Raw genomic sequence first — 24,115 nt, 5'->3', positions numbered from 1 at the left:
TCATAGCTTCGCTTGTTATACGAGATCCACGTCCCAACCAGCCTCAAACATGTTTCTACAAGTAGGGGGCGAACAGTTTAGTTCACGGGATCAAGTCCCACGCACCCGTACGTCCTACCCTGGCTACTGATATAATAGATTCTATTAAAAAAAGGTCAACCAGTAATTTTTACTGGTCAACCTTATGATACGAACGCACCCGTTAGCCATCCATGAAGCGCAAAAATCAGCGCTTCACCACAGAGAATGAAAATTAGTCTCTATGTCGATAATGTTTTAATGGCTGGCGAAGAAGGTCGTTGAACTATGGTGCCTTTGAGCCCATCCGTTAGTCTGACTCCGACGACCACGGTGTACCACCGACTGTCGCGCCCTTTATGGGTAGCACTCATGGGAGATTAATCCTTTTTTGGTCGTCGCGCTAGCCTCTACCTAATTTAAGTATGATTGGAGGTTTTTGTTTAACGATTTACCAAACTCAATCAGATCACTCATAAGGCTCAGCCTTTTTTAAAAAGCGTTTTTACTGAGTCTATTTTGTTGTGGTTTTTTCTAGATTTTGTGCTTTTTTAATTTTCATGGGAGTTTAAGTACATTTTTTCACGATCTTATGGTTTGAACATTAAACATTTAAGAAACACTCTAAAAATATAATTACTTTTTTAACACATAATTGAGGATTCGTGATTAATTTAGCTTTCGCTATTCCTCGCTTTAATCTTACATTGTTTAACCATTCAACAATTGCTTTTGCATCATAATTAGGGTGAATTCTTTCCCCTTTTTCTAAAGCCCAATATTCTGTATTCTTTTCCTCGTCAAAAATCCAATTTAGAAAGTCCTCCTGAATACTGTTCATCTTCCTGCCTACTTTTGTTGAACAAGAAATGTATTGAATAAAATCGTCACCAAAGTCAATTTTTATAATCATAAGAGTTTAACTCCTTAAAATCGTTTTGAAATTAAGGTTATTATAGCATTCCTTATTAACTAACCTGACCCTTTAGCTCCATAAAAAAAAGCTGTAAACTGCCCCAATCAATCTACGTTCTTTAACTAATGCGACGCGTTGAAGAACGAATCTAGTTTTTACTATTTCGACTATAATAAAAAGAAATGAGAAGATAAGTACCATAGAGGCAAGATATAAAAAATATTATAAGTTCTATATTAACTGTTCCAGTCTTAAACCTAATAGTTAACGCAGCTAAAATGACTGCTATAAGACAGGCGATAAAACCTTGAGTATGTGGTTTCAACATCAAAACCTCCTGTTCTGTTCTTGAAGGCTTACCTTAACCTATATTAGCTTATTTTTCTATTCTTCTATATGGAAATGTTTCACAATATCCTGCAACTAACCTCCCCGATAGTTCAATAAGAAAAAGGCTGCTTTAGCAACCTTTCTTATCAATGTATGCACCGTTAGTTGACCAAATAAAAATACACACTAGAGTCATTTAATGATTTCATAACACAAAAACGCAATAACACAATAACACAATTAAAAAGTGTAAATAAAAAGACACTTTCCCAAACTTTGAAAATGTCCTTTGATATTTATCTGCTACTAAAATAAAAAAAAGAACCTCTAAAGAGATTCATTAAGGTGTATCTACTAATTTATCTATTTGATTTAAGGAAAAAAATCTGCCAAATTAATTGGAGGATGTTTAGGTATATCTTCTAATTTATCGACTAATTTTCCATTTTCATCGAAAAGGTAAAGGGATGGTTTCCAAGTCATCCAATCTTCGGATGCCGGAATCAAAAAATAGGCACAGGCAAGAATCAAAGATAATTTAAGTAAATTTTTCATTTACATCCTCCCGGTTAGTGTATTAATAAAAATCCTTTATTTTATATTTCTTTTCCACGTTTTTCAGGTATTGAGTGGTATTCTTATTAAATACTTTTATAATCTTGTTACAATAACTCATCTGATTAACAAGAGTTTCATATCTATCAGGATCGCCGGGTTCCTCGATGAGCTGATCATATGCAACAGTGACCGAATGGATGGCACTTACGATTGTGAAGTATCTGGTTGTAAAGTCATAAGGAATATTTGCTCGCTCTTTTTCTAATAATGTATGTTGTTCTTCGAAAAAACCTTTGCTGTTTTTAAGAATTTTTAAAAGTCCTTCGTTTCTATAACCTTCTTTATCTATCATTTCTCTTAATACTTTCAATGTCAATTGTTCCCATTGAGATAGATAAACCAAATGATCATTAATAACTTTCATTGTGCCATAGCAACGAAAATTAAATTCCTTGTTCTTTTTCCAGTTGTTGTAAATCAATATGCCTACTGCTACCGAACCTGATATAAATGAACCGATTAATGAACCATAAAAACTGGGTGGTAACCCTGAACTTTGAACTGCTGCTCCGATTAAAAACATATCTCTCCCCCGAAATTAGCTTTTTTTCCTTATTATCGCATGTAAAAAAAGAATAGAAATTGATACAAATAAAAACAGCCCTCTAAATTCTTTGGTTTAAGGGTTGTCCAATCCAAAATATTAGTTGATTTTTTTAAAAAAGGTAAATCATCTTTTATTATAGGGCGTACTTTTCTTACTAAATCTGTAATGTCATTTTCTCCGTTGTAAACAACTCTAACAATTTGAAAGTCGTCTGGATAGCGAACAGTGTTTTTTATCTTTTGTATCCACTCATATGCTGATACAGCAGCAGTCCATTCCGGTTCTTCTCTAAAGTCAGTTGTTATTACTGAACAACTACCAGACTGTAAGAAATTAGCACCGTTCGCAAACAATTGAACCTCAATTTGAATCTTCATTTATTACTCCTAAATCTCTGTGCCTTTTTTTGTGTATTCTTCATCCTTAAGTTCAATAGTGTTATTTGAAACAGTTAAAGTTATATCAGCTAAATGAACTTTTGAGCCCTCAGGCATTTTATGAAGCCAACTAGAAAGATCATCAAATTTTTCTAATTTAGCCAGTGTAGGTGCTTCAAATTTGGTGTCCTCATGATCATATCCAAAGAAATCAACATCAGTCTTTGTAGATGCAGGATGAATGAATATATATAAATAGGTTGTCTTTATTCATTACTCTTCTTCCTCCTTCTCATTGAACCCGAGTTCTTTAATTTCTTCCTCAGTTAATTCTACACTTACTACAAAATTACCTGTCTCATAGAAGGTGTAATGGTAAAAAATTCAAATTAAATCCCTTTTATTCCAGTATATCCTTTTTTTCTTATCTAATTCTCGAACCATTGAATCGAAGCGACATTCGTTATATGAAAAGCAAGAATTGTAAGACCGTAACTATTAACACGCGTTTAAGGGAGATAAGAGCTTTCTTTAATTTCCTCGTTAGAGAACGGCTAATAACGAAGAAACAAAATCCAATGAGTGAAATAAAGCTGGTAAAAGATAGGAAGTGCGCTGTTCCAACATATACAAATGATGAACTTGACCTTCTCTTTAAACAACCTAATCACAGAAAATTTACAGGCATCAGAGACTTAACTATTATGATGCTGCTTGAAACAGGTATAAGGGCATCTGAATGTATAGGAATCAATATAAAAGACATTGATTACTCGCGCTCAAGAATACTGATTCAAAACACAAAGGGATACAAACAACGCTTCGTACCGATTCAGAACAGGATGAAAGAACAACTCCAAAGATACCTCTCGATTAGAGAGTATTAGAACATGATTTTCTATTTGTAAATATCGACAATGATCCATTAACTAAAAGACAGATGCAATCGCAAATATCAAGATACGGTAAAGCGATAAATATCCAAGCTACTTGTCATAAATTCAGACATACTTTTGCTCGATTATCTGTAGAAGCATCTGCTGGTATCTTTGAACTTCAAGCAATTTTAGGACATACATCAATGGAAATGGTAAAGCACTATGTAAATTTGTTTTCTGATGACGTTATCAGAAAGCACAAAGAGTTTTCACCGATTGAAAATATAAATAAAAAAAGGGTACGAAATTAAGTCGAATGAAAAAAAAGAGACAAGGTACTCGCAATACCCTGCCTCCAAACATTTTAAATCAATAATCCTATAAAACTAAATATGGAATTTCCTTACCCTTATAGTATGGAAAAAAATTCGATGTTGCAAGGTGTCTTTAGTATTGCCTTTTTTAGGGTATTCCCTTGTGAGCTGCCGTTAAGCACAAGTTAATAGACAAAACAAAGGAAAAAATAGCTGATTTTAAGCAGGAGAAAACTGTTCTACAATTCGATTTTTCTAGCTTTATCGACAGTGAAAAGTTAGAACCGTTTACTGTAGAACTGCCAAAATAATGCACTAGCATCTATTATGTCCACATGCACTTAGTGTTGCAACAAAATATAGTTAGGACCACGAGGACAGCGTACATTTTGGTTAGCTGTCTTTTTTATGGCAAAAGAGAACATTAAATCTAGATACAGTCTATATTATCCTTATTCAAGGGAACTATATAACCAATTAACTTAATGATGTCAGGAGCAGGGGGATTAATAATGAAAGTACTGTCGATGATCCAGCCTTGGGCAAGCTTATTTGTCCTTAGGGAAGCCGAATATGAAACAAGGACTTGGAGAACGCATCATCGGGGTCCTCTTGCTATTCATACGAGCAAAAAAGTAGATAAGCCCGCCTGTAGACTGGATGGAGTTGCCGAGCTGCTGGCTAAGCATGGGTATACAGAAGATAATCTGCCGACCGGAATGATAATTGGAGTCTGCAAGCTGAAAAACTGTTTGAAAATAGAAGAAAACAATGGAAACTGGGCGGTCTTAGAAGATAGTCGGGTTATTTCAGGGAACGACTTGTTTTTAGGGGATTACAGAGTTGGCGGCTATGCCTGGGAAATTGAGGACATGCGGATGCTCGATGAATATATTCCTGCAAAAGGGCAGCTTGGGCTGTGGGAGTTTAGCGGAAAGATATAAGTATCAAACCATAGTGGCACTGAATCTGGAAATTCTATGCTTGTGGTTCTCTTTGGGGTTGCCATTTGATTAGGAATTTACTGTTTTTTTGGTGGTTTTTCATAGTTATGAGACTAATTTTTGCTTGTTTCCCCATTGCGCGGTTCAAAAAGAGGGAGAAATATGATGGTTTTTAAGGGATATCGGTTTCCGCAAATGGGGAATTTAACATTTTTTAGCCCGACTCAAAATCGTGTTCCTCTGGAGTGCCGGTTCGACCCCGGCCACCGGTATCACCAATAGCGAAGAATCGCTATTACATCAAGCTTCACACTTAATTGTGTGAAGCTTTTTTGTGTTCATGACGCACTACAGAATATGTACAAATAATGTTTTAATCCTCAACGATTACATTAATAATTTCATTAAATTTAATTTTCTCAAAGAAACTATCTTTCTTCTGAATACTTAACACTTTCGTGACAGGATCAATATACACACAGTATCCATGCAGTTCAATTGGATTTCCATCGTTATGCAATCTAAAACTTATCGGTAAATGATATTCCATCGCATAATGAATGTTGTTTTCAAATTCTTCAACCTGGTATTCATCTAGGACAGGTTTTTTATTTAGGAAGTAATCACACCCATTTTTTTATTTAAAGCTTTATGTTCTGGCATAATCAGCGCTGCTTGCCATTTAACGAGCCCTCTATCACGAATTGTACTCATCAGAAAGATCCCTCCTTTTTATTTATCATATACGAACTAATGTTCTTATGAAAGGTAGAAAAAAATGCCTGTTCCAGAGAAGGGCTTTTCCAATTGTACGAAGACACAAAGATAAGTACATTGGGGACATGAATTTGAGTACATAGAGTTATTAATCCACTCAAAACCGCACCAATTCAATCTCTAAACTGTTTTGAGATACAAAATCGAGTACATTATAAACAATACAGTCATATAAATTTATCTGTATACACAAAGGGGAAGGCAATCTATACCCTCCCCTTTTTCGAACAACATATATTTTTAATCTTCTTGATTATTTTATAAAAAAGATAGATTATTTTTGTGATCCTTAATCAACTAACGCACCCGTTAGCCATCCATGAAGCGCAAAAATCAACGCTTCACCACAGAGAATGAAAATTGGTCTCTATGTCGATAATGTTTTAATGGCTGGCGAAGAAGGTCGTTGAACTATGGTGCCTTTGAGCCCATCCGTTAGTCTGACTCCGACGACCACGGTGTACCACCGACTGTCGCGCCCTTTATGGGTAGCACTCATGGGAGATTAATCCTTTTTTGGTCGTCGCGCTAGCCTCTACCTAATTTAAGTATGATTGGAGGTTTTTGTTTAACGATTTACCAAACTCAATCAGATTACTCATAAGGCTCAGCCTTTTTTAAAAAGCGTTTTTACTGAGTCTATTTTGTTGTGGTTTTTTCTAGATTTTGTGCTTTTTTAATTTTCATGGGAGTTTAAGTGCATACATAATTGTAAGAATTGTACATTAAAAAGGCCACCAATTGGGGTCTTTTTATTTAATTTATTTTCTTTTTATCCTTACTGTATACATTAATTTTGTATGAATCATTTTTAACCAATGGTTGCATTTCTTTAGAATTTATATATTCTTTAAGGACCTTTTCGATAGTATCTCCATGTTCCCTTGAATCAGAATCCGAGCTTTTTATAGAAGTCCATATATCAATCCTAGGTTCTGGGTTAATTGAATATCCAGTCAACGTAACTTTATAACCTTTTTTACCGATTAATTCATCAGTAACAGAATCTAAAATTTTCCGCCATCTTTCATCTTGATCTTCTTTTTTCATATCAATTTTTTTAATTTTAACTGTGTATTGTTCGTTTGTTATTGTCTGTACTATTTTACTAACTTCTTTTTTAATTTCATCTGTATTTGTCTCGGTGTCCGGTAAGTCTATTTCTACTGTCTTATAAGAGGGATTCACACCATATTGTAAGATGTGATACTTTTCAAACACTTTATCAAGAGCCTTCCAAAGTTCCATGTCCTCCTTAGCCTGTTTTTCTTTCTGTATTTTATCTTTCTCGCTAAGGACATCGACGTATTCCTTGTATCTTTCTACTTTAATTTTATAAGCATCATATTTCTTTGATTGTAATACATCCTTCACAATACTCTCAATCTCATCTTTAACACTTTTATAATACTGTTTATTACCTTCTACAGTTATGGTGATTTCCTTTTTGGTATAGTCAATAGTAGTACCACTAAAGTTGTAGCCCTCTTTCTTTAACGCTTCTTTAATCATGACGCCAACCGATTTTTCATTAATAATGGAGTTTAAAAAAGGAATCTTTGAGACCACTTCTGCCATAGCTGGAGAGACAAATGTAGAGCCAATAAATAAACCGAATAATATGATCAGCGCGATACTAGAGTATGCTAACTTACGAATCAAACTTACTTTTTTGATACCAGTTGATAGGATAGGGTTCTTATTTTTCTCTTGGGATTCCAACTTTTCAATATCAGTACTAATTCGGTTTTTGAGATCTTGTTTTTGTTTCGTCTTCCACATTAAATCGGAATTTAATTTCTTTAAGGAACTATCAAAATCAGTATCTTCATATTGCTTTTTCATCCAAATACCCCTCCTTTATTAATTGTTTTTTCAATGCTGGAATAGCTCTAAAAAGAGTCGATTTAACTTTACTCTCAGACCAGTTCAATATCTTTGCCGTATCCTCAATAGAAAAACCTTTGATCTTTCTTAAAATGATCACCTTTCGATATGTATCTTTGATTTCCCCTAACGCTTTATATAGTTCAAATGATTCCTCTTTTATTTGAATCATTTCTTCAGGCAATGAGTTATTGTCCTTTTGCAAAAGAAATACTTCTTTAAAGAACCTGCTGGGTTTGCGTTTTCTTAAAAAATCAACCGTTAAATTGTGAGCGATACTGAATAGCCATGTTTTTTCACTGGAATGCTGATTAAATAAATTATGATATAAATACGCTTTTACAAAGGTATCATGGGTCAAATCCTCTGCTTGTTGATAATCCTTAACCATCAATAAAATAAAACTTAAAATGGATTTACTATGTTGGTCATACCAATCTGCAATTTCTTCTTTTCTGTACTTCGACAAGTTACCAACCCTCCTTTTCTTGAATGTTCAATACTTAGACGTATTAACTAAATAAAAGTTGTGTTTTTACATTAAAAAAATCTCTAAAAGTTTAGATTAGAGATTTTTTCGTTCTTTTATAGAACTGACGTTTATATTAGTTGTCTTAGAAATAAGATGAAAATCATGCTAAAAGCTCATGTTTTCCTCCTTAAAATAAGTTCCTCGTTAGATCTAATATTAGTATTCCTTATGGAACTATCCTGCCCCTTTAGTTTAAGTACATTTTTTCACAATCTCAATAGTGTAGAGCCTTTTTAGACACAATCCAATCACCTACAAAATAGAGTTCATAATGTCCATATGACTTGTATCAGAATGCTTATCGTTGTAAATAAGCATTATCCTGATGCTCCCCCTATATAAGGTAATGAAGGTAGGTTGCTACAGGTACAGTGATGGTGAATCATATGTTCTATCAGTATGCTTTTCAATGAGTGAACCAGCAGTGACTGTGAGGTGCAGTCTGTTGTGTATCCCTACCAATGATAGATGATATGGCTAATGCGTTATTTCGTTATGCTTATGATGGTTGATGTATCATGCTATGAGTAAGCAAGGAGCATGACGTTATGATGATAGGTAGTTCAATCGATGATGGATACAACATAGAGAGCACAAGAAGAGAAGCATATCAAGCAGGTCAAGGTAAACAATGTTTACCCTCCATTGATAGAAGATTCAGTTACAAATCCGCAGGGATCCAAATGAGTTCGAGGAAAGACTTAAAGGTACGCCCTACCACTTTCATAAAAAATCACTTTTTTACCTATAATAACGTGTGAAGTGTCGTTCACACTACAGGACCCAAAACGCGGTTTGACCGTGAACTTTAAAAATCTAATCTTTACATTTTCAAAGGAAAAAACATATAAAAATATGTTATATTATGGAACAACAAAGAAGGAGGAATTGTTCAATGAAATACCATTATAATTTTATAATTGATGGAAAGCTCATCGAAGTTGAGGAAAGAAATTATGAACGTGCTGAGCAGCGTGCTAAAGAAATTCTGGCAGAAATGAATCAAATAAAAGCCAAAAAATAAAAGCCTAATCTTCGTTAGGCTTTTATTTTTGCTTTTTTTTAATTGTCCTCGTTAGGTCTTATAATAGCACTCGATTTTTACACCATGAGCTCTGTAACGGCACGCAAAGTTAAACTATAACTTTCACTTTTCTTTAACATTACATGTATGTAGGTCGACTGGATACTATGTGTATCCGGTTTTTTGTTATCGTACAATCATAATTCTTAAAGGTAAGAAAGTAGTACTAGAATTTTGATAAAAAAAAAGAAGGATAGATCAGTTGAATGATTTATCCTTACCTTTCTAATAAAATTGAGTTTTCGATACGTGATAAACGAAGTGATCGGCCATCTGCAGAGGTATTTCGAACCTATGTACTAGAAATATTTTAGTTTTTTCAGGGTTAACCCTGCTTTGTGCCTTTGAGCATGTAACTTAGAAATATAGTTTGACCGTGCTTCATACTTCCTTAATGAACTAATAAAAATAGTGCCAACTTCTCTTTAATAGAAATGGGCACTTCGTTTATTCGCTATACGTTATCGTGACGCTTTAGGCGGTTGGCACACGTCACATTTACGTTGGTTTTTATTTTTAAATTTCGTAAATGTTTTTTCAAAGTTGCTACCACATGCACATTTAAATAGTAACTTTTGAGAAAAACCGTGATATTCAGTCGTTAGCAACTTACTTTCCGAATTGTTCTCAACAAATTCTTTAATTTTGCCAATTGTCCATTGTTTATTCATTCTCTTACACCTCCATATTTTATCGCTATGCGGAGGCTTTTCTTGGCATCCGTTCAATTATAAGTAAAAGTAGTATTTATCTTAGGTTATCCATTATAACATGAGCTGGCACTCAATTAAACAGATGGAATGCATCTTATTAAACCAAACTACTTCGTAGGCGATAGACACTTACATTGTTTTACATTTCGTTCATACTAGATCCAAACAGCAACCTTCCTTATCGAAGTAATGCATCGGTTAATTGAATTAGGAAATTACTCTTTATGACAAAAAAAAGAACCTTCAATCCATAGATAGATCAAAGGTTCCTGTGTAAAAATCAAAATCAACTATAAACTAGCTCTTTTTTTTTACTTAGACCAAGCGTCTCTGCTGTTGAAGAGTGAATTTCTTTCAGAAGCTCTGGATTTTCCATTAATGACTCGCCATAGGAAGGAATCATTTCTTTAATTTTTGGTTCCCACTCTTTCATACGTTGCGGGAAGCATTTATTAATTACCTCAAGCATAACGTGAACAGCAGTAGAAGCACCTGGAGAAGCACCTAGTAATGCTGCAATCGAGCCATCAGAGGCACTTACAACTTCCGTTCCAAATTGAAGCGTACCTTTGCCGCCTTCAGCAGTATCTTTGATTACTTGTACACGTTGGCCAGCTACTACTAAATCCCATTCCTCGGTCTTAGCGTTCGGGATAAACTCACGTAGCTCTTCCATGCGCTGTTCTTTCGATAACATGACTTGCTGGATCAGGTATTTTGTCAATGACATCTCTTTTGCGCCTGCCGCCAACATAGTCAAGACATTATTCGGTTTTACGGAAGTTATTAAATCTAACATTGAACCTGTTTTTAAGAACTTCGGTGAGAATCCGGCAAATGGTCCAAATAGCAACGATTTTTCATTATTGATATATCGTGTATCAAGATGCGGAACAGACATTGGTGGAGCACCAACTTTAGCTTTTCCGTATACTTTTGCATGATGTTGTGCAACGACGTCCGGATTATTACACACCATGAAAAACCCGCTTACTGGGAATCCGCCAATGTGTTTCCCTTCAGGAATACCGGATTTTTGCAGTAAGTGCAGGCTTCCGCCCCCGCCTCCAATAAAGACGAATTTAGCAGTATGGTGTTCTACGCTACCGTTATCGACATTACGCACTTTTAATTCCCATGAGCCATCACTAGTACGTTTAAGATTATCAACACTATGTTTGTATTTGATATCGACGTTTTTAGTCTTTAAGTGATCAAACATCATGCGTGTTAAAGCACCAAAGTTAACATCTGTACCAGAGTCTATTTTCGTGGCCGCAATAGGTTCATTCGATAGGCGGTCTTGCATGATAAGCGGTATCCATTCCATCAGTTTGGCTGGGTCATCGGAATACTCCATACCTTTGAATAGAGGATTGTTTGATAGCGCTTTAAAGCGGTTCTTTAAAAACTCTACATTTTTATCCCCTTGTACCATACTCATATGAGGCAATGGCATGATAAAGTCTTGCGGATTATTAATCAGCTTACTGTTTACAAGATAAGACCAAAACTGCATTGAAACTTGGAACTGTTCATTAATATTGATAGCTTTGCTAATATCTATAGATCCGTCAGATTTTTCGGATGTATAGTTAAGCTCACACAGTGCAGAATGTCCCGTACCCGCATTATTCCATTCGTTAGAGCTTTCTTCTCCTGCGTTTGCGAGCTTCTCGAACACTTTGATTTCCCATTCCGGTGCTATTTCTTTCAGTAATGATCCCAAAGTCGCGCTCATGACTCCGCCACCAATTAAGATAACGTCTGTTTTATTCTGTATGTTGCTCATTATAACCTTCCTTATCCGCTATATTTGCAAAAAAGATGTAGGCGCTCCTGCTTAGGTCTCACAAAAAGCCAGGCGCGACCTAGGAACACACCTTTTCTGTCTCATTATAACTATATCATAGTCTATTATAATTATTTATAGATTAAAGTATTCTACTATTACTTTTTGTTAAAATATAGTTTCTGTGAAAAAATGAACTTAAACTAATTTCCCCAATCGTAGTATAACAAATAAGTTGCTCCAGCAACCATCCTTATTGAAGTAAGAAACTGTTAGTGAAAATATATTAATATATCCGGAATCAGTAATGAAATAAACATAGATCGACAAAATCAAAGGTAAAGTAACCATTTCCCTAAATATGTGGTTTCAACACCAAAACCTCCATTTCAGTTCTTAAGGCTTGTCTAAATCTATTTTAGCCTATTTTCTAATTCTCCTGTATGGGAATTACTGGGAGTTTACCAGTTGTACAATCATTAAACTATCTGCCCCGTTAATTCTATAAGAAAAAGGCTGAGACAGCAACCTTCCTTATTAAAGTAAAGCGTCCATTACTTTAAGTACAAATCATCACAAACTCACAATTCAGTGAACCGGACTGCACCAATTACAATAAAAAAAACTGCCAAGATGACAGCTTCGGGTTTCTATAAAGAGTCCTTTGCGAAAAGGATCTGATCCAGCATCCATTTCACGTTTAAAGTTGGTCATAGGCAAATCCGCAGGAGCAACGGTTTATCCCAAATAGCAGGTGATAAGATGCGGGAAATTCCTGATTGACTCGTTGAACTGCATTTGCAAATTCATTACCATCCTTTGGTACTGGCGAAAGTGCATCCGCTTTTTCTTGAGAATCAATATTAGCTCCAGGTGGTACGAACCTATCAGGTGGAATTCGAACGCCATTTGTTACTACTGCATTATAAGAAATAAATGCGCCTTTCCCTACAATTGCCGTATAAACAATGGAATTAAAACCAACAAATACCTTGTCTGCGATATAACAAGGACCATGAACAAGGGCACCATGAGTAATGGTCACTTCATTTCCAATGAATATTGAATACTTTTTTGTTCCAACTGAAATCCTTTTATTTAAAACCATGTAAAATTACTCCGTCCTGGATATTTGTATTAAAACCTATATAAAATGGGGTTCCTTCATCCGCACGTATACTTACATTAGGAGCTACATAAACATTGTTCCTAATGGTAACATCACCTATGACACTGGAAAACTGACTTACAAATGCTGTTTTATCAATTTTAGGAAAGCGCTGAACGGGATTAAATGAAGTAATTGGGTTGGGACTTATGAATGGTTCAAAATATTTAGAATGGTTATTAGAAGATGTTTTTTCTTCCAAGTAATCACCTCCTTTACTATCCATAGGCGTATGATTATTTTATGTGAGAAAATCAAGTGAGGAATGGGCTATTATTAAAACAGTAATAATATCAAGTATCAATCCCTTTCCATGCAGCAGAACTGGAATTGTTCATTCACTGTTTATTGCATAAGAAAAAGAGCTGCTGTTCAGCTCCTGACAATGAAGTAAAGCACCTGTTCGTTACATAAGAAAAAAAACTGCCAAATGGCAGCCTGATCTTCAATTATTATATTTTTCCTGGTTTTTTAATCGATAAGTTCATTTAGTATTTACCTGCTTTCAATACTTATCAATCGTTGCGCCAATGACGGAGGCGCGAATGAAATCTAGTTTTTGGAAACGTCTAAACTCCTCTGCCGTACCTGTCACGACGGCCCCGTTAAAACGGACTTCCCCTTTTGAAGATTGGGTATTTTCCTTGATTCCCTTCAGAGCTTCTTTAATAGAGCTTTTATGACTGTCTGTTTTACTCAGTTGCTCCAACGTGTGAATGAACCCCTGCCCACTTTCCCCAGAATAAGGAACTTCTTGGCTGACATCAAATCCAAAGGCACCTCCACCGCCCTTAGTTTTTAAGCTATCAGAATCCAGCTCCTTTGTCATTCTGTCCATTTGAGCGACAGTTGTTGTATCGACCCATAGCCAATTTACATTTTCATAGCCAAGCTGCTTCCCCATCTCTGCTAAAGTCATTGGCTCCTTAAAGGAAAGGGCAACCTCGATTAACGTATTTTTGTCCAAACCAACGGCAGTATCAAGTTCATCCGGTAAATAGTCATAGGACAAACCTGGATAATAAAAATCGATTTTTCTTTCATTATTGAAATCATTATAACGGACTGTCCGTTGCTCCTTTTCGTTAAAAACATTGACTTCAACCATTCCACTTCCACGTTCAATGGTGTCTATCCTTCCGAACAATGGGATTTTCTCGATCTTTTTATCCCATACTATTGAACGGTCACCAATGCTTTTACGATATGTAGTTTCTCTTGTTACACTAAATAAATTGTAATCATGGCTGCTATCCCCAAAAGATATATTTGCCCCATGGACCATCTCATATATACTATCCTGATGCTCTAGCCGTTTATTGAGAATGTATTGACTGCCTGTGAAAAGAGTGGTCAACAGGATGGTAGTTGTAAGTACAGCAATGATTACATACTTGATTGTTTGCCACCTTTTCGTTTTTTTGAGGGCCTTTTGCAAGGAAGGTTTGCTGATAAAATCGATTTCTTCCTCTTTTTTAGATTCGTGATTACCGCTCATGGTTTGCCTCCTTATAAATCTTCGCTAACTGTTTCCTGGCCCTGAATAAATTCGTCTTAATAGAACTGATAGGTTTCTCTAATAACTTGGATATCTCTTCGTACGATAATCCTGATTGATACTTCAATAACAAAAGTTCTTGAAAGTGCGGCTTTAACTTTGATAGTGCATACCCAACCTCTCTAATCCTCTCTTTTTCAAGAAAAATCACCTCTGGAAGCTCATTCATATCCGTCTCTAAAAGTCCTTCATTTAAATTGAGGTCATACCGCCGTTGCTTCCGGCACTGATCATAATGAAAATTTAATGATACACGTATCAGCCAACTCCTTATCCTAGAAGTCTGAATCGTATCGTAATAAAGCAGATACTTATAAGCCGTTTCCTGAACAACATCCTCTGCATCAGCTTGTGAAATACCCAATTTTCGCAAATATCTATATACGATATTAAGCTCTGAATTAAGCTCGTTATTCTTATTTATGTCATTCATCATCGTCCTCCTGCCAACTAGACGTATAAGGTAAAGAAAAGTTTACAATTTTAATCACGCAAAATAGTTTTTTAGTAAATAGTTTCGAATTTTTAGTAAGAAGGAATCGTTATGTATCTTTGAAAACAACGTTTGATAAAATTAATACAAAAATACCTTGATAAATGAATAAATAGAAAGAGCATGTCCTGACTAAAAGATAATTCTAAACATACTCTTCACTATTCAATTGAATGATTCTTTTATAAGAAGGTTAATCTCACAATCTCCCTAGAAATATTAACATAAATATCCATTAAAAAATCACCTCACCTCTAAGAACTAGAGGTGAGGTGATTTGAATTTAATCAAACTTTACATAATCCCCTTCTTTGATTTGATTCTTTTCAAACCATCCAAGATTCACTTCAATTGCATAACGATAAGAAAGTTCCGGATCATAGGTAGGACATATATCCACTTTACAAGGCTCCATATCAAGTATTTTTAGAATTTCCCCATCTGAATCAAGAAAAGCAATAGATAAAGGAATGAATGTGTTTTTCATCCAAAAGCCACCAAATATTTTTTCCGAATAAACAAATAACATACCCTCATTTTCGGGTAATTTTCTAACAAACATTAAGCCCTTTTCTCTTTTTCTATGAGTATCTGCAACTTGAACGGTTAATCTAGTTTCCCTGTTACCACTGAGTATTTTTATCATTTTTGTTTTTATTCTATTTTTCACGTTCACTCACCTTCGATTATTATTATAAGCAGGAAAGAAAATTGATGTCTTTTTAAAAGAAGTTCATGAGATTGTAATTTCCTTTTTTCGAAAAAACGTCTTTTCCCCTAATAATAAAAAGGAAGAAAGTTGGAGATAAAAACGAAAACAAGAAGAAAAAAATAACTAGGCAAGCTCCTTTTCACTTCTAATACTTATTCTATGGTTCTAAATTTAATACTTTGTTTTCAATAATCAAAGCAATAATATATAAAAAGATTTGTTCAATTATCCTGCCCCTTTATTCAGTAAGCAAAAAAGCAACCAATTCGGCAGCTCTGGATCTTGAACTCCATAGTTGAAGTACATACCTTCACAATCATACAAATACCAAAAAGCATTTCTTCAAATGAGGAACTTTTCACTTTGCACAAACAATGAAACTATTTAATGAATACCCATTGACCGTCTTGTAATGATGACTTCAAGTATAATTTACCCCACATTTATTGTGTATTGGTTCATCAATAAAGGCTGCTTCAGCAACCTCCCTTATTGAAGTAAAGCACCTGTTAGCATTCCTGTAGATCGTTAAATATCAGGTTTGAAAAAAATAGAGCCCCTCAGTAAGATACGAGTATAGAGACCAATCTAACTCAAAACCTTAAGGAGGAAGCCCTACTATGAATTTTAAAATGCAAAACAAACAAAATCAACTAATTGAGAGAATTACGGATCAACATCTAGTTGTTGGTGTGGATATTGCCCAACACGTACACGTGGCCCGTGCTGTAAATTATCGGGGCATTGTGGTCGGAAAACCTTTGTCTTTTCAAAATAACGAAGAAGGTTTTACTAGCTTACTAAACTGGATCAAGGAACTAAAACACTTGAAAAACTTAGACACCACGATAGTCGGAATGGAACCTACCGGTCATTATTGGATAAACCTTTCAAAGTGGCTAGTCAAACAAAACATGGATGTTGTCACGGTCAATCCTCACCATGTCAAAAGAAACAAAGAAAATCGTGATAATACGCAATCCAAAAGTGATAAAAAAGATGCCCTTGTCATCGCTGATATGGTGAAGAATGGCTACTATGCCATCGTTGGTTCCACTTCAGAATCATTTGAAAAACTTCGTGTCCTTATGGCTAACCGAGATGTGATCGTTAAGCGTCTTGTTAGCTCCATCAACCAAATTAATCGCTGGGTGGATGTTGTCTTTCCCGAGTTCCGGGAAGTGTTTAAAGACGTATCATGTAAAGGGGCAATCGCAACCCTACGCCTCTTTCCTACCCCAGCGGAATTATGTTCCTTACAGCCTCAAGATATCGTAACCGGGTGGAAATCATGTATGAAGCGACATTCCGGGCATAAAAAAGCCCATGCCCTGCATGCGTTGGCCAAGCGTTCAATTGGTACGAAACAAGCCCTTGATGCGTATAAACTTCACTTGGGACAGTTATTAGAGGAATATGATCTCGCTTCATCCCAACTCGAAAGAGTGACGCAAGAAGTCACAAACGTCTTGGAACAGATTCCATTCGTTAAGCCATTACTTGCCATTAAAGGAATTAGCGAGATTTCACTAGCGGGCATCTTAGGAGAAGCTGGAGATCTAAGTGGGTTCGCTCACGGGAATGCGCTCCTTCGTCATGCAGGATTGCATCTAGCTGAAGCAAGCTCTGGGAAGTGGAAAGGCCAAATTGTTCTTTCCAAACGTGGAAGATCACGCCTGCGGCGTTACCTTTTCCTTGCGACCATGAGTCTGGTGATGAATAACCCTGAGTTTAAAGCCCTACACTCGAACAATGTTAAAGTGAAGAAGATTAAGAAAATGAAATCCATCATGAAACTATGTGGAAAACTTGCCCGTGTTCTAGTAGGGATAGCTCGTAATGGCTCTGCCTATAAACCGGAAATGGTCTTCCCTCTTGAACAACTAGCAGCGTAAATTTACATTCACATTGTTATTAACGAAAGTTGGCTTATTCGTAGGATTTCACAGAAAGCACGAAGTACTGGATGTAATGAACAAAAGGGCAATGACCCGTTCCGTTAGCAAAACCGGCCTCCACCCCTTGGATAGGTATGACGAAGGAATGAAAGGGCATATGATTATGACCCGTTGAGACATGGGAGGGAAAGCCTCCAGGGGCAACGTGGAAAATGCGTGCAGAATATGTAATAATATGGGATTTTCAATGGATCCCCTATTTCAATCTGCCCTCATCTTATCAAAACGGTCCTATCTCTTTCGTTCATCTAAAGCAACCTATACCATGTGGTATGAAATCCTGCGAATAAGCGAGTATTCGTGAGCATTATCTATTAAACTGAGGGAGTTCATTTAGATACATAACTTTATATAATTAATAAATCACTTTAAACTATACAGAATTAATCAATTTATGTTTTTTTTTTCTTTTTATAGAACTTTTTTAAAACATTAATGTTGATTTTTGCACAAAAAAAGAAGACCTCTTGTGAACTGCACCCCAATTGTTAGACACCATCTAACAATTGGGGTGCTATTTTTTATGACAAAATATTCATTAGAGTTGAAATTAAAAGCTGTCCTTGCTTATTTAGAAGGAGCTGACTCATTTAGAACTGTCGCCAAACAATTTAATACCAGTTCGACTCCTTTAAAGCATTGGGTGGCGCATTATAAAGAACATGGTATAGAAGGGCTAATGTCTACCTATACAAATTATGATATTAGCTTTAAGATGGATGTACTAAACTATATGAACGATTTTGGAGTGTCTAGTACCCATGCAGCTGCTGTGTATAACATTGCTTCTCCTTCTACTATTAATAAGTGGATAAAGCAATTGGAGGAGAACGGGGTTGACGCTCTTGAAACGAATAAAAAGGGGCGTCCATCCATGAAAAAAGAAACGAAGAAAAAGCCAGTAGAAGGGTCATTTGAGGCGTTACAGGCAGAAAATGAACGATTACGTGCAGAGAATGCATATTTAAAAAAGTTGAGAGCCTTAGTTCAAGAAAGCGAAGCGTCCGAACGCAAAAAGCGAAAGTAGTACATGAACTAAGGGGAGATTTTAATTTAAAGCTACTTCTGTCCGTCGCAAATCTCGCACGGAGTACCTATTATTATTGGATAAACACCTTCGGGCGTCAGGATAAATACGAAGAAATAAAGCCAGTTATCAAAGAGATATTTCATACGAATAAAGGGAGATACGGGTATCGACGCATTACATTGGAATTACGTAATAGAGGGATTCAAATGAACCATAAAACGGTTCTTCGATTAATGAAGGAGTTGGGGCTAAAGTGTCTGGTCCGTATGAAGAAATACCGTTCATACAAAGGCAAGATTGGAAAGGTTGCTCCCAATATTCTCAATCGCAATTTTAAAGCAACAAAGCCCAATCAAAAATGGGTCACGGACGTAACTGAGTTTCATTTATACGGTGAGAAGTTGTATTTATCACCTATTCTCGACTTATTTAATGGAGAGATCATTGCTTACAATATCGAATCACGTCCTATTTATCCCTTAGTCTCCAAGATGCTGGACCAAGCCTTTATTCGATTGGAATCAAAAGATTCCCCCATTCTTCATTCGGATCAATGCTGGCATTACCAAATGAAATCTTATTCACAAGCCCTGAAAACACATGGTCTTACTCAAAGTATGTCCCGAAAAGGAAATTGTTTAGACAATGCGGTCATTGAAAACTTCTTTGGCTTACTAAAATCTGAATTACTTTATTTACAGAAGTTCGAAAGCATGGAGCATTTCAAACAAGAACTTGAGGATTATATCCATTATTATAATCACCGACGAATCAAAGTGAAATTAAAAGGCATGAGCCCAGTAGATTACCGGGTTCATGCCCTCAGGGCTGCCTAATTAAATAAAGTGTCTAACTTTTTGGGTTCACTTCATTATTGTGGTCTTCTTTTTTTTATTTTCTTGAATTAATGCACCTGTTAGTTCAACAAGAAAAGGATTTCATAGATTAGTTTAACCTGTTACCACGGTTATTTTTGGTTCTTCACAAGAAATAACATCAATCGTGTGATTTAAGCAGAGAAACTGATAATGAATGTAATTTTCAGAGGGACATATATCTTCTCGTTCATTCGTGGCTATTTTTATATAATCCAAGTACCTTGACTTGGTATATAACCGAAATAGCTCTCCCTTTGATATTTCAGAATTATCTATAGAATATGAAAAACATTCATCGATAACAGAATATCAAATATATGATTCAAATTCTAATTGCACCAAAGGTAAATCGATGTTGAACGTGCTTCTATTAATAAGCAATTGTAATGAATTTTCTTTGGATTCTATTATTTTTTCCAAATAACTATATCCTTTATCTTGCATCAATTCAGTCAAATCCACTTCATCATCACTCATTCCTTAATTTGACTATTTAAATTATACTTCATTTCCCAGACGTCTTCTTCAAATAACCTGACCCTTTAGTTCCTAAAGAAAAAACTGCCTTAAAGACAGCACTGATTTTATACCAACGCACTTGGTAGTTCCTTAAGAAACATAGTTATTTTATAGGAAGAAACCACACATCTTCTTCTCCATAGACATCTCCTGTGGGAAGAAAGCCAAAACGTTTATATAATTCACGAGCATTTTCGTTATCTTTAAATACGGTTAGACGAATTTCTTTACAAATGGTAAACCTATTTGCTATCCAATGAACCATCTCAGACAGTGCCGCCCTACCATATCCTTTACCCTGATAACTCTCATCAATTATGAATCCGTTAATCCAATACATATTCGTCGTATTTTCATCGTAAGCATGCATGATAAAACCGACCATTATCTCTTTGTCATATATGGCAAAGGGCAAATAAACAATGTTATCCCCGTCTGGTTTAATATAAACTTTGGCAAGTGAAACGGCTACTGGTGGTACAAAGTTACTTTGCTGTTTCTTAACTTTTAGTGCTAGTGCCTTTTCCCAATTTTCTCTCGTAACACATTTCAAATGTACTTTCATAAATTTCACCTCTAATCATAATCTGACATTACCTCTTTATTAAATTCACTATTGACAATGAAATCCTTGTTGCACTAACCTGCCCCTTTAGTTGCAAAAGAAAAGGAGCTACTGATCAGCTCCTGATAATGAAGCAAAGCCCACCCTTTACTTTAAGTACACTCCTTCACAATCTTTGCTACATTAATATGCACGTTAGGAGTTAAGAGAGTATGCTATTCTATTGGCCTAACCTTATATCTCAAAACAGTTTTTAAATTTGCAGGTTCAACTTTGCTAAAATCCGAAAGATATATTTCTCTATGTTGTAATGAAGTTCTTTCAAGATTATTATTTTTTATGAATTCATTCATTAATTTAAAACTTTGAGATTCATCATCATACGGGCCTATATGAAGTATCTGGACAGATAAACCATCTTGTAATGCACCGAATTTTACATCATTTAGAAATGGATGTGGTTTCTTTTTTTCTACATTTTCAAATGCTCTCTCTACTATTTCTTTTGTTACAAAATCTGGTTGTCTAATCATGATAGTATATAATAATTCATCTTTATTTAATGTATCTAATTTCTTTCCCTCTTCTGTTAAATCCCATATTCCTTCTAATGGATATACAGTATATTCAAAATATCCATCTGGAGTGTATCCTTGCTTCGGCATCATTTTGACAGCATAAGCCAATGAATAAAGAACACCTATCTTTTCAGCGAATTCGTGTTCATTTGGATTTCCTTTTCCCTTTATCATAAAAAATTTCTGTTCTGGAATTTTTACAAGTTCAGATTTTTGTTTTGGGATATATAAATTCTTCTCTTGTTTTCTCCATTCGTATTTCATTAGTTTTTGTTCCCTTCTATATATTTTTTTATTATGTTTGATTACTACTTCAACGTCCTTCTAAATAAACCTTCTTCTTCAACAAACCTGCCCTTGTTAGTTCAATAAAAAAGGCGATTCCTAATTAAAGAATCGCATCCTAAAAATAATTATTGAAGAGAGTTATTGATCTTTTTTTAATCCTTTAATTGTTATATGAATCACCATATTCTTCACTAGGAAGATATTTATCTACTAAATCATTCAAAATAAGATATCCTATGATGAAGATTAGACCTGTTGTGAAAAATATTTAAGATGTTTTGATTTTTAATTTTTATTGAAATTCCTTGTTCCAAAAAACTGCCCCGATAGTTGCATAAAGAAAAAGCTGCCTTAGAGACAGCTTTGATCTTCGCTAATGCACCAATTTGTTTAATAAGACTTTGCACATGAGAGTCATCTTAATAACAAACAAAGCGAGATGATGCCCCTGTATAATTTACATAAGTCGGCTCATCTATTTATGACTATTTTCTTTTTTGGTTATTAAGAATGCAGGCACGCCCTACTGGACACCATTACACAACCGACCGATATTCTCGACTTCAACAACGACCTCATCCCCCGACTTGATCGGGCAGCTGCCAGATGGTGAACCCGTGGCCAAAATGTCACCTGGCTCCAGAGTCATTACCTGCGAAAGCCAGCTGATTAAATACGGAATGCTTAGAGACATTTCATTGGTATTCCCGTCTTGGACAACGCGGCCGTTTAAAGTGGTCACAATCCGCAAATTGGTAGGATCTACCCCGGTAACGATGCACGGCCCTAAAGGTCCGAACGTATCAAATCCTTTGCCCCGAGTAAACTGTGGATCTTTTTTTGTAAGATCTCTTGCTGTGACGTCATTAAATATTGTGCAACCAAACACATAATCAAGCGCATCTTCTTCTTTAATGTTCTTTCCGCGCTTTCCAATGACCAGGGCCACTTCCCCTTCAAGCTCCACTTGGTTGGTTAGCTCGTTTGGAGGAAGTATAATATTCTCCTTGTCTGAAATAAGCGAAGATAATGGCTTTAAAAATAGAAATGGTTCTACAAGGTTTGCCTCTCCCCCTGTTTCCTTCGCATGACCTGCATATGTCCAGCCGAAATTAACCACTTTAGAAGGTTTTACAGGTTCCAAAATTTTCACGTCACTATATTTCAGCTCTACCCCGTCATACTTTATTTCCTTGTTGACAAGTTCAGCAAAACTGCTAGACAGTTGTAATATTATCTCATCCTCAACAATACCGTAATGTATATTGCCCTGTTGATTTTGATAGCGAACTATTTTTTGTGTTTTTTGTAGTACATGCATGATGAATAAACTCCTTTGATGAATAAGATATGCTTACCTCAGATAATATAAAATCAGGCTCTCCTCTACTATAGTAACATGTCTGTTCTTTTACGTGAAAAAAGAGCTGCGTCGCAACTCCGTCTTCAACTTAAGCACTCTTTACTTTAAGTACATTTCTTCACAATCTATATCTATATTTAATTAACACTATAGAGTATGTCAAGAAGAAGCTTGTTCCAGTAACTCTTCACAGTTATTTCGTATTTGTTCTTTAATTTATAATTACGGTACAAATACCTGTTTCCTTATTCATTGATATAGCATCGACTTGATTATTAACTAAAATTATCATTTTCGCAAATGTATATTTTCAACCTTATGATCTGATCCTTTTTTTAAAACTAGATTGGCCCGTCCTTTTGTCGGAAGTATATTTTCATGTAAATTTTTCAAATTAATTTCTTCCCAAATTTGAGTCGCTAATTTAATGGTATCTTCTTTAGACAAATTAGTGTAACGATGAAAGTACGATTCGGGCCTTTGGAACGCTGTCTTTTGAAGTAGAAGAAACCTTTCAACATACCACCGTTCAATGTCGGGTACGTCTGCATCAACATAGAGTGAAAAATCAAAAAGGTCACTGACGAATACTTGATTTTCTTTGTCAACTTGAAGAACATTAACACCTTCCACTATTAAAATATCAGGATTACAGATGGTCTGGATTTCATTTGGCAAAATATCGTACGTCAAATGTGAGTAGATTGGAACTTCCACTTTATTTTTTCCTACTTTTACATCTCCGATAACATTAATTAGTTTTTGAGTATCATAACTTTCAGGAAACCCTTTTCGTTTCATCAGTCCTTTTTCTTCTAAGAAATCATTTGAGTACAAAAAACCATCTGTAGTGACAAGACCTACGTTTCTATGATTATCCCATCTAGATAATAATGTCTGAAGTAACCTTGCTGTCGTACTCTTTCCTACAGCAACACTCCCTGCAATTCCAATGATATACGGTACTTTTTTTGCATTAGTTTTCAGAAAGGAAGATGTAGCCGTGTTAAGCTGCTGAGAAGCTTCGACATATAAATTAATTAAACGGGTCAAGGGCAAATAAACCTCTTCCACTTCCTGAATGGATATTTCTTCATTTATTCCTTTTAAGTTATCCAATTCTTCTTCAGTTAAAGGAAGAGGAGTATGGTTTCGTAAAGATGCCCACTTTTTTCGATTGAATTCAAAATAGGGAGTATAGGAACTCATGATTTTTCATTACCTCACTTTTTAGAGTTTTAACAAGGAGGGTGTCCATAAAATTCAGGAATGATCGAT

The 24,115-nt window shown here is 35.5% G+C and carries 22 protein-coding genes and 2 pseudogenes; 6 read left to right on the top strand and 18 right to left on the bottom strand.

The features are described from left to right. Positions 1-622: 622 nt before the first annotated feature. The 4 genes from QUF78_RS03965 to QUF78_RS03950 all read right to left on the bottom strand — a co-directional run bounded on the left by QUF78_RS03965 (position 623) and on the right by QUF78_RS03950 (position 2,806). Positions 623-931 (bottom strand): hypothetical protein, encoded by a 309-nt coding sequence (locus tag QUF78_RS03965; RefSeq protein ID WP_289323662.1) that lies wholly within the window; start codon positions 929-931, stop codon positions 623-625. Positions 932-1,636: 705 nt separating this feature from the next. Then, positions 1,637-1,819 (bottom strand): hypothetical protein, encoded by a 183-nt coding sequence (locus QUF78_RS03960; RefSeq protein WP_095396578.1) that lies wholly within the window; start codon positions 1,817-1,819, stop codon positions 1,637-1,639. Positions 1,820-1,841: 22 nt separating this feature from the next. Then, positions 1,842-2,405 (bottom strand): hypothetical protein, encoded by a 564-nt coding sequence (locus QUF78_RS03955; RefSeq protein WP_289323661.1) that lies wholly within the window; start codon positions 2,403-2,405, stop codon positions 1,842-1,844. Positions 2,406-2,437: 32 nt separating this feature from the next. Continuing rightward, positions 2,438-2,806 (bottom strand): hypothetical protein, encoded by a 369-nt coding sequence (locus tag QUF78_RS03950; RefSeq protein WP_289323660.1) that lies wholly within the window; start codon positions 2,804-2,806, stop codon positions 2,438-2,440. A gap of 578 nt (positions 2,807-3,384) precedes the next feature. Between QUF78_RS03950 and QUF78_RS03945 the strand changes: the two genes are divergently transcribed. From QUF78_RS03945 to QUF78_RS03935, 3 genes are all read left to right on the top strand, one after another. After that, a complete protein-coding gene (locus QUF78_RS03945) occupies positions 3,385-3,693 on the top strand; it encodes a tyrosine-type recombinase/integrase (protein ID WP_289323659.1) in 309 nt (102 codons plus the stop codon). A gap of 53 nt (positions 3,694-3,746) precedes the next feature. Further along, complete coding sequence (locus QUF78_RS03940) at positions 3,747-3,995, top strand: site-specific integrase (protein ID WP_255264103.1); 249 nt, start codon at positions 3,747-3,749, stop codon at positions 3,993-3,995. 515 nt (positions 3,996-4,510) lie between these two features. Then, positions 4,511-4,942, top strand: coding sequence for an ASCH domain-containing protein (locus QUF78_RS03935; RefSeq protein ID WP_289323658.1), 432 nt, complete (start codon positions 4,511-4,513; stop codon positions 4,940-4,942). A 373-nt stretch (positions 4,943-5,315) separates the two neighbouring features. Here the strand turns inward: QUF78_RS03935 and QUF78_RS27745 are convergent. The 3 genes and pseudogenes from QUF78_RS27745 to QUF78_RS03925 form a co-directional block, all read right to left on the bottom strand. Then, positions 5,316-5,540: pseudogene (locus QUF78_RS27745) on the bottom strand (YolD-like family protein); the annotation flags it as partial. Positions 5,541-6,475: 935 nt separating this feature from the next. Further along, on the bottom strand, positions 6,476-7,564 hold the full coding sequence (locus QUF78_RS03930; RefSeq protein ID WP_289323657.1) for a DUF4179 domain-containing protein: 1,089 nt from the start codon (positions 7,562-7,564) through the stop codon (positions 6,476-6,478). After that, on the bottom strand, positions 7,548-8,075 hold the full coding sequence (locus tag QUF78_RS03925) for an RNA polymerase sigma factor (protein ID WP_289323656.1): 528 nt from the start codon (positions 8,073-8,075) through the stop codon (positions 7,548-7,550). Before QUF78_RS03925 ends, QUF78_RS03930 begins: the two co-directional genes overlap by 17 nt. A 958-nt stretch (positions 8,076-9,033) precedes the next feature. Here QUF78_RS03925 and QUF78_RS03920 point away from each other — a divergent pair. After that, entirely contained in the window at positions 9,034-9,162 is a 129-nt protein-coding gene (locus QUF78_RS03920; RefSeq protein ID WP_255264169.1) for a hypothetical protein, read from the top strand. A gap of 521 nt (positions 9,163-9,683) precedes the next feature. Here the strand turns inward: QUF78_RS03920 and QUF78_RS03915 are convergent. The 6 genes and pseudogenes from QUF78_RS03915 to QUF78_RS03890 form a co-directional block, all read right to left on the bottom strand. Next, positions 9,684-9,893, bottom strand: coding sequence for a hypothetical protein (locus tag QUF78_RS03915; RefSeq protein WP_289323655.1), 210 nt, complete (start codon positions 9,891-9,893; stop codon positions 9,684-9,686). Positions 9,894-10,221: 328 nt separating this feature from the next. Next, positions 10,222-11,727 (bottom strand): malate:quinone oxidoreductase, encoded by a 1,506-nt coding sequence (locus tag QUF78_RS03910; RefSeq protein WP_289323654.1) that lies wholly within the window; start codon positions 11,725-11,727, stop codon positions 10,222-10,224. 700 nt (positions 11,728-12,427) lie between these two features. Further along, a pseudogene (locus QUF78_RS03905) lies at positions 12,428-13,121 on the bottom strand (LbetaH domain-containing protein). A 279-nt stretch (positions 13,122-13,400) separates the two neighbouring features. Then, positions 13,401-14,393, bottom strand: coding sequence for an anti sigma factor C-terminal domain-containing protein (locus QUF78_RS03900; protein ID WP_289323653.1), 993 nt, complete (start codon positions 14,391-14,393; stop codon positions 13,401-13,403). Further along, positions 14,383-14,886, bottom strand: a complete 504-nt coding sequence (locus QUF78_RS03895) for an RNA polymerase sigma factor (protein ID WP_289323652.1) — start codon at positions 14,884-14,886, stop codon at positions 14,383-14,385. Before QUF78_RS03895 ends, QUF78_RS03900 begins: the two co-directional genes overlap by 11 nt. 343 nt (positions 14,887-15,229) lie before the next feature. Further along, positions 15,230-15,616 carry a DUF192 domain-containing protein gene (locus QUF78_RS03890; RefSeq protein WP_289323651.1) on the bottom strand — a complete coding sequence of 129 codons (387 nt, stop codon included), beginning with the start codon at positions 15,614-15,616 and terminating at the stop codon, positions 15,230-15,232. Between the two features lie 662 nt (positions 15,617-16,278). Between QUF78_RS03890 and QUF78_RS03885 the strand changes: the two genes are divergently transcribed. Then, on the top strand, positions 16,279-17,553 hold the full coding sequence (locus QUF78_RS03885) for an IS110 family RNA-guided transposase (RefSeq protein WP_289323650.1): 1,275 nt from the start codon (positions 16,279-16,281) through the stop codon (positions 17,551-17,553). Positions 17,554-18,139: 586 nt separating this feature from the next. Continuing rightward, positions 18,140-19,482 (top strand): IS3 family transposase gene (locus QUF78_RS03880; protein WP_289323649.1). Its coding sequence is split into 2 segments (ribosomal slippage): positions 18,140-18,581 and positions 18,581-19,482, totalling 1,344 coding nucleotides; the frame shifts between segments, so codons are not numbered across the junction. 351 nt (positions 19,483-19,833) lie between these two features. Here QUF78_RS03880 and QUF78_RS03875 read toward each other — a convergent pair. From QUF78_RS03875 to coaA, 5 genes are all read right to left on the bottom strand, one after another. Then, positions 19,834-20,001: a hypothetical protein gene (locus QUF78_RS03875; protein WP_289323648.1), complete on the bottom strand. Its 168-nt coding sequence runs from the start codon at positions 19,999-20,001 to the stop codon at positions 19,834-19,836. 145 nt (positions 20,002-20,146) lie between these two features. Then, positions 20,147-20,608 carry a GNAT family N-acetyltransferase gene (locus QUF78_RS03870; RefSeq protein ID WP_289323647.1) on the bottom strand — a complete coding sequence of 154 codons (462 nt, stop codon included), beginning with the start codon at positions 20,606-20,608 and terminating at the stop codon, positions 20,147-20,149. A gap of 215 nt (positions 20,609-20,823) precedes the next feature. Next, positions 20,824-21,450: a GyrI-like domain-containing protein gene (locus QUF78_RS03865; protein ID WP_289323646.1), complete on the bottom strand. Its 627-nt coding sequence runs from the start codon at positions 21,448-21,450 to the stop codon at positions 20,824-20,826. Between the two features lie 547 nt (positions 21,451-21,997). Beyond that, positions 21,998-22,795: a fumarylacetoacetate hydrolase family protein gene (locus tag QUF78_RS03860; protein ID WP_289323645.1), complete on the bottom strand. Its 798-nt coding sequence runs from the start codon at positions 22,793-22,795 to the stop codon at positions 21,998-22,000. Positions 22,796-23,125: 330 nt separating this feature from the next. Beyond that, positions 23,126-24,046 carry a type I pantothenate kinase gene (coaA, locus tag QUF78_RS03855; protein WP_289323644.1) on the bottom strand — a complete coding sequence of 307 codons (921 nt, stop codon included), beginning with the start codon at positions 24,044-24,046 and terminating at the stop codon, positions 23,126-23,128. Between the last annotated feature and the right edge of the window lie 69 nt (positions 24,047-24,115).

The sequence above is a fragment of the Peribacillus sp. ACCC06369 genome (assembly GCF_030348945.1).
Taxonomy (GTDB): Bacteria; Bacillota; Bacilli; order Bacillales; family DSM-1321; genus Peribacillus.
The sequence above is the reverse complement of the archived record's forward strand: the minus strand, read 5'-3'. Positions and strand labels throughout refer to the sequence as shown.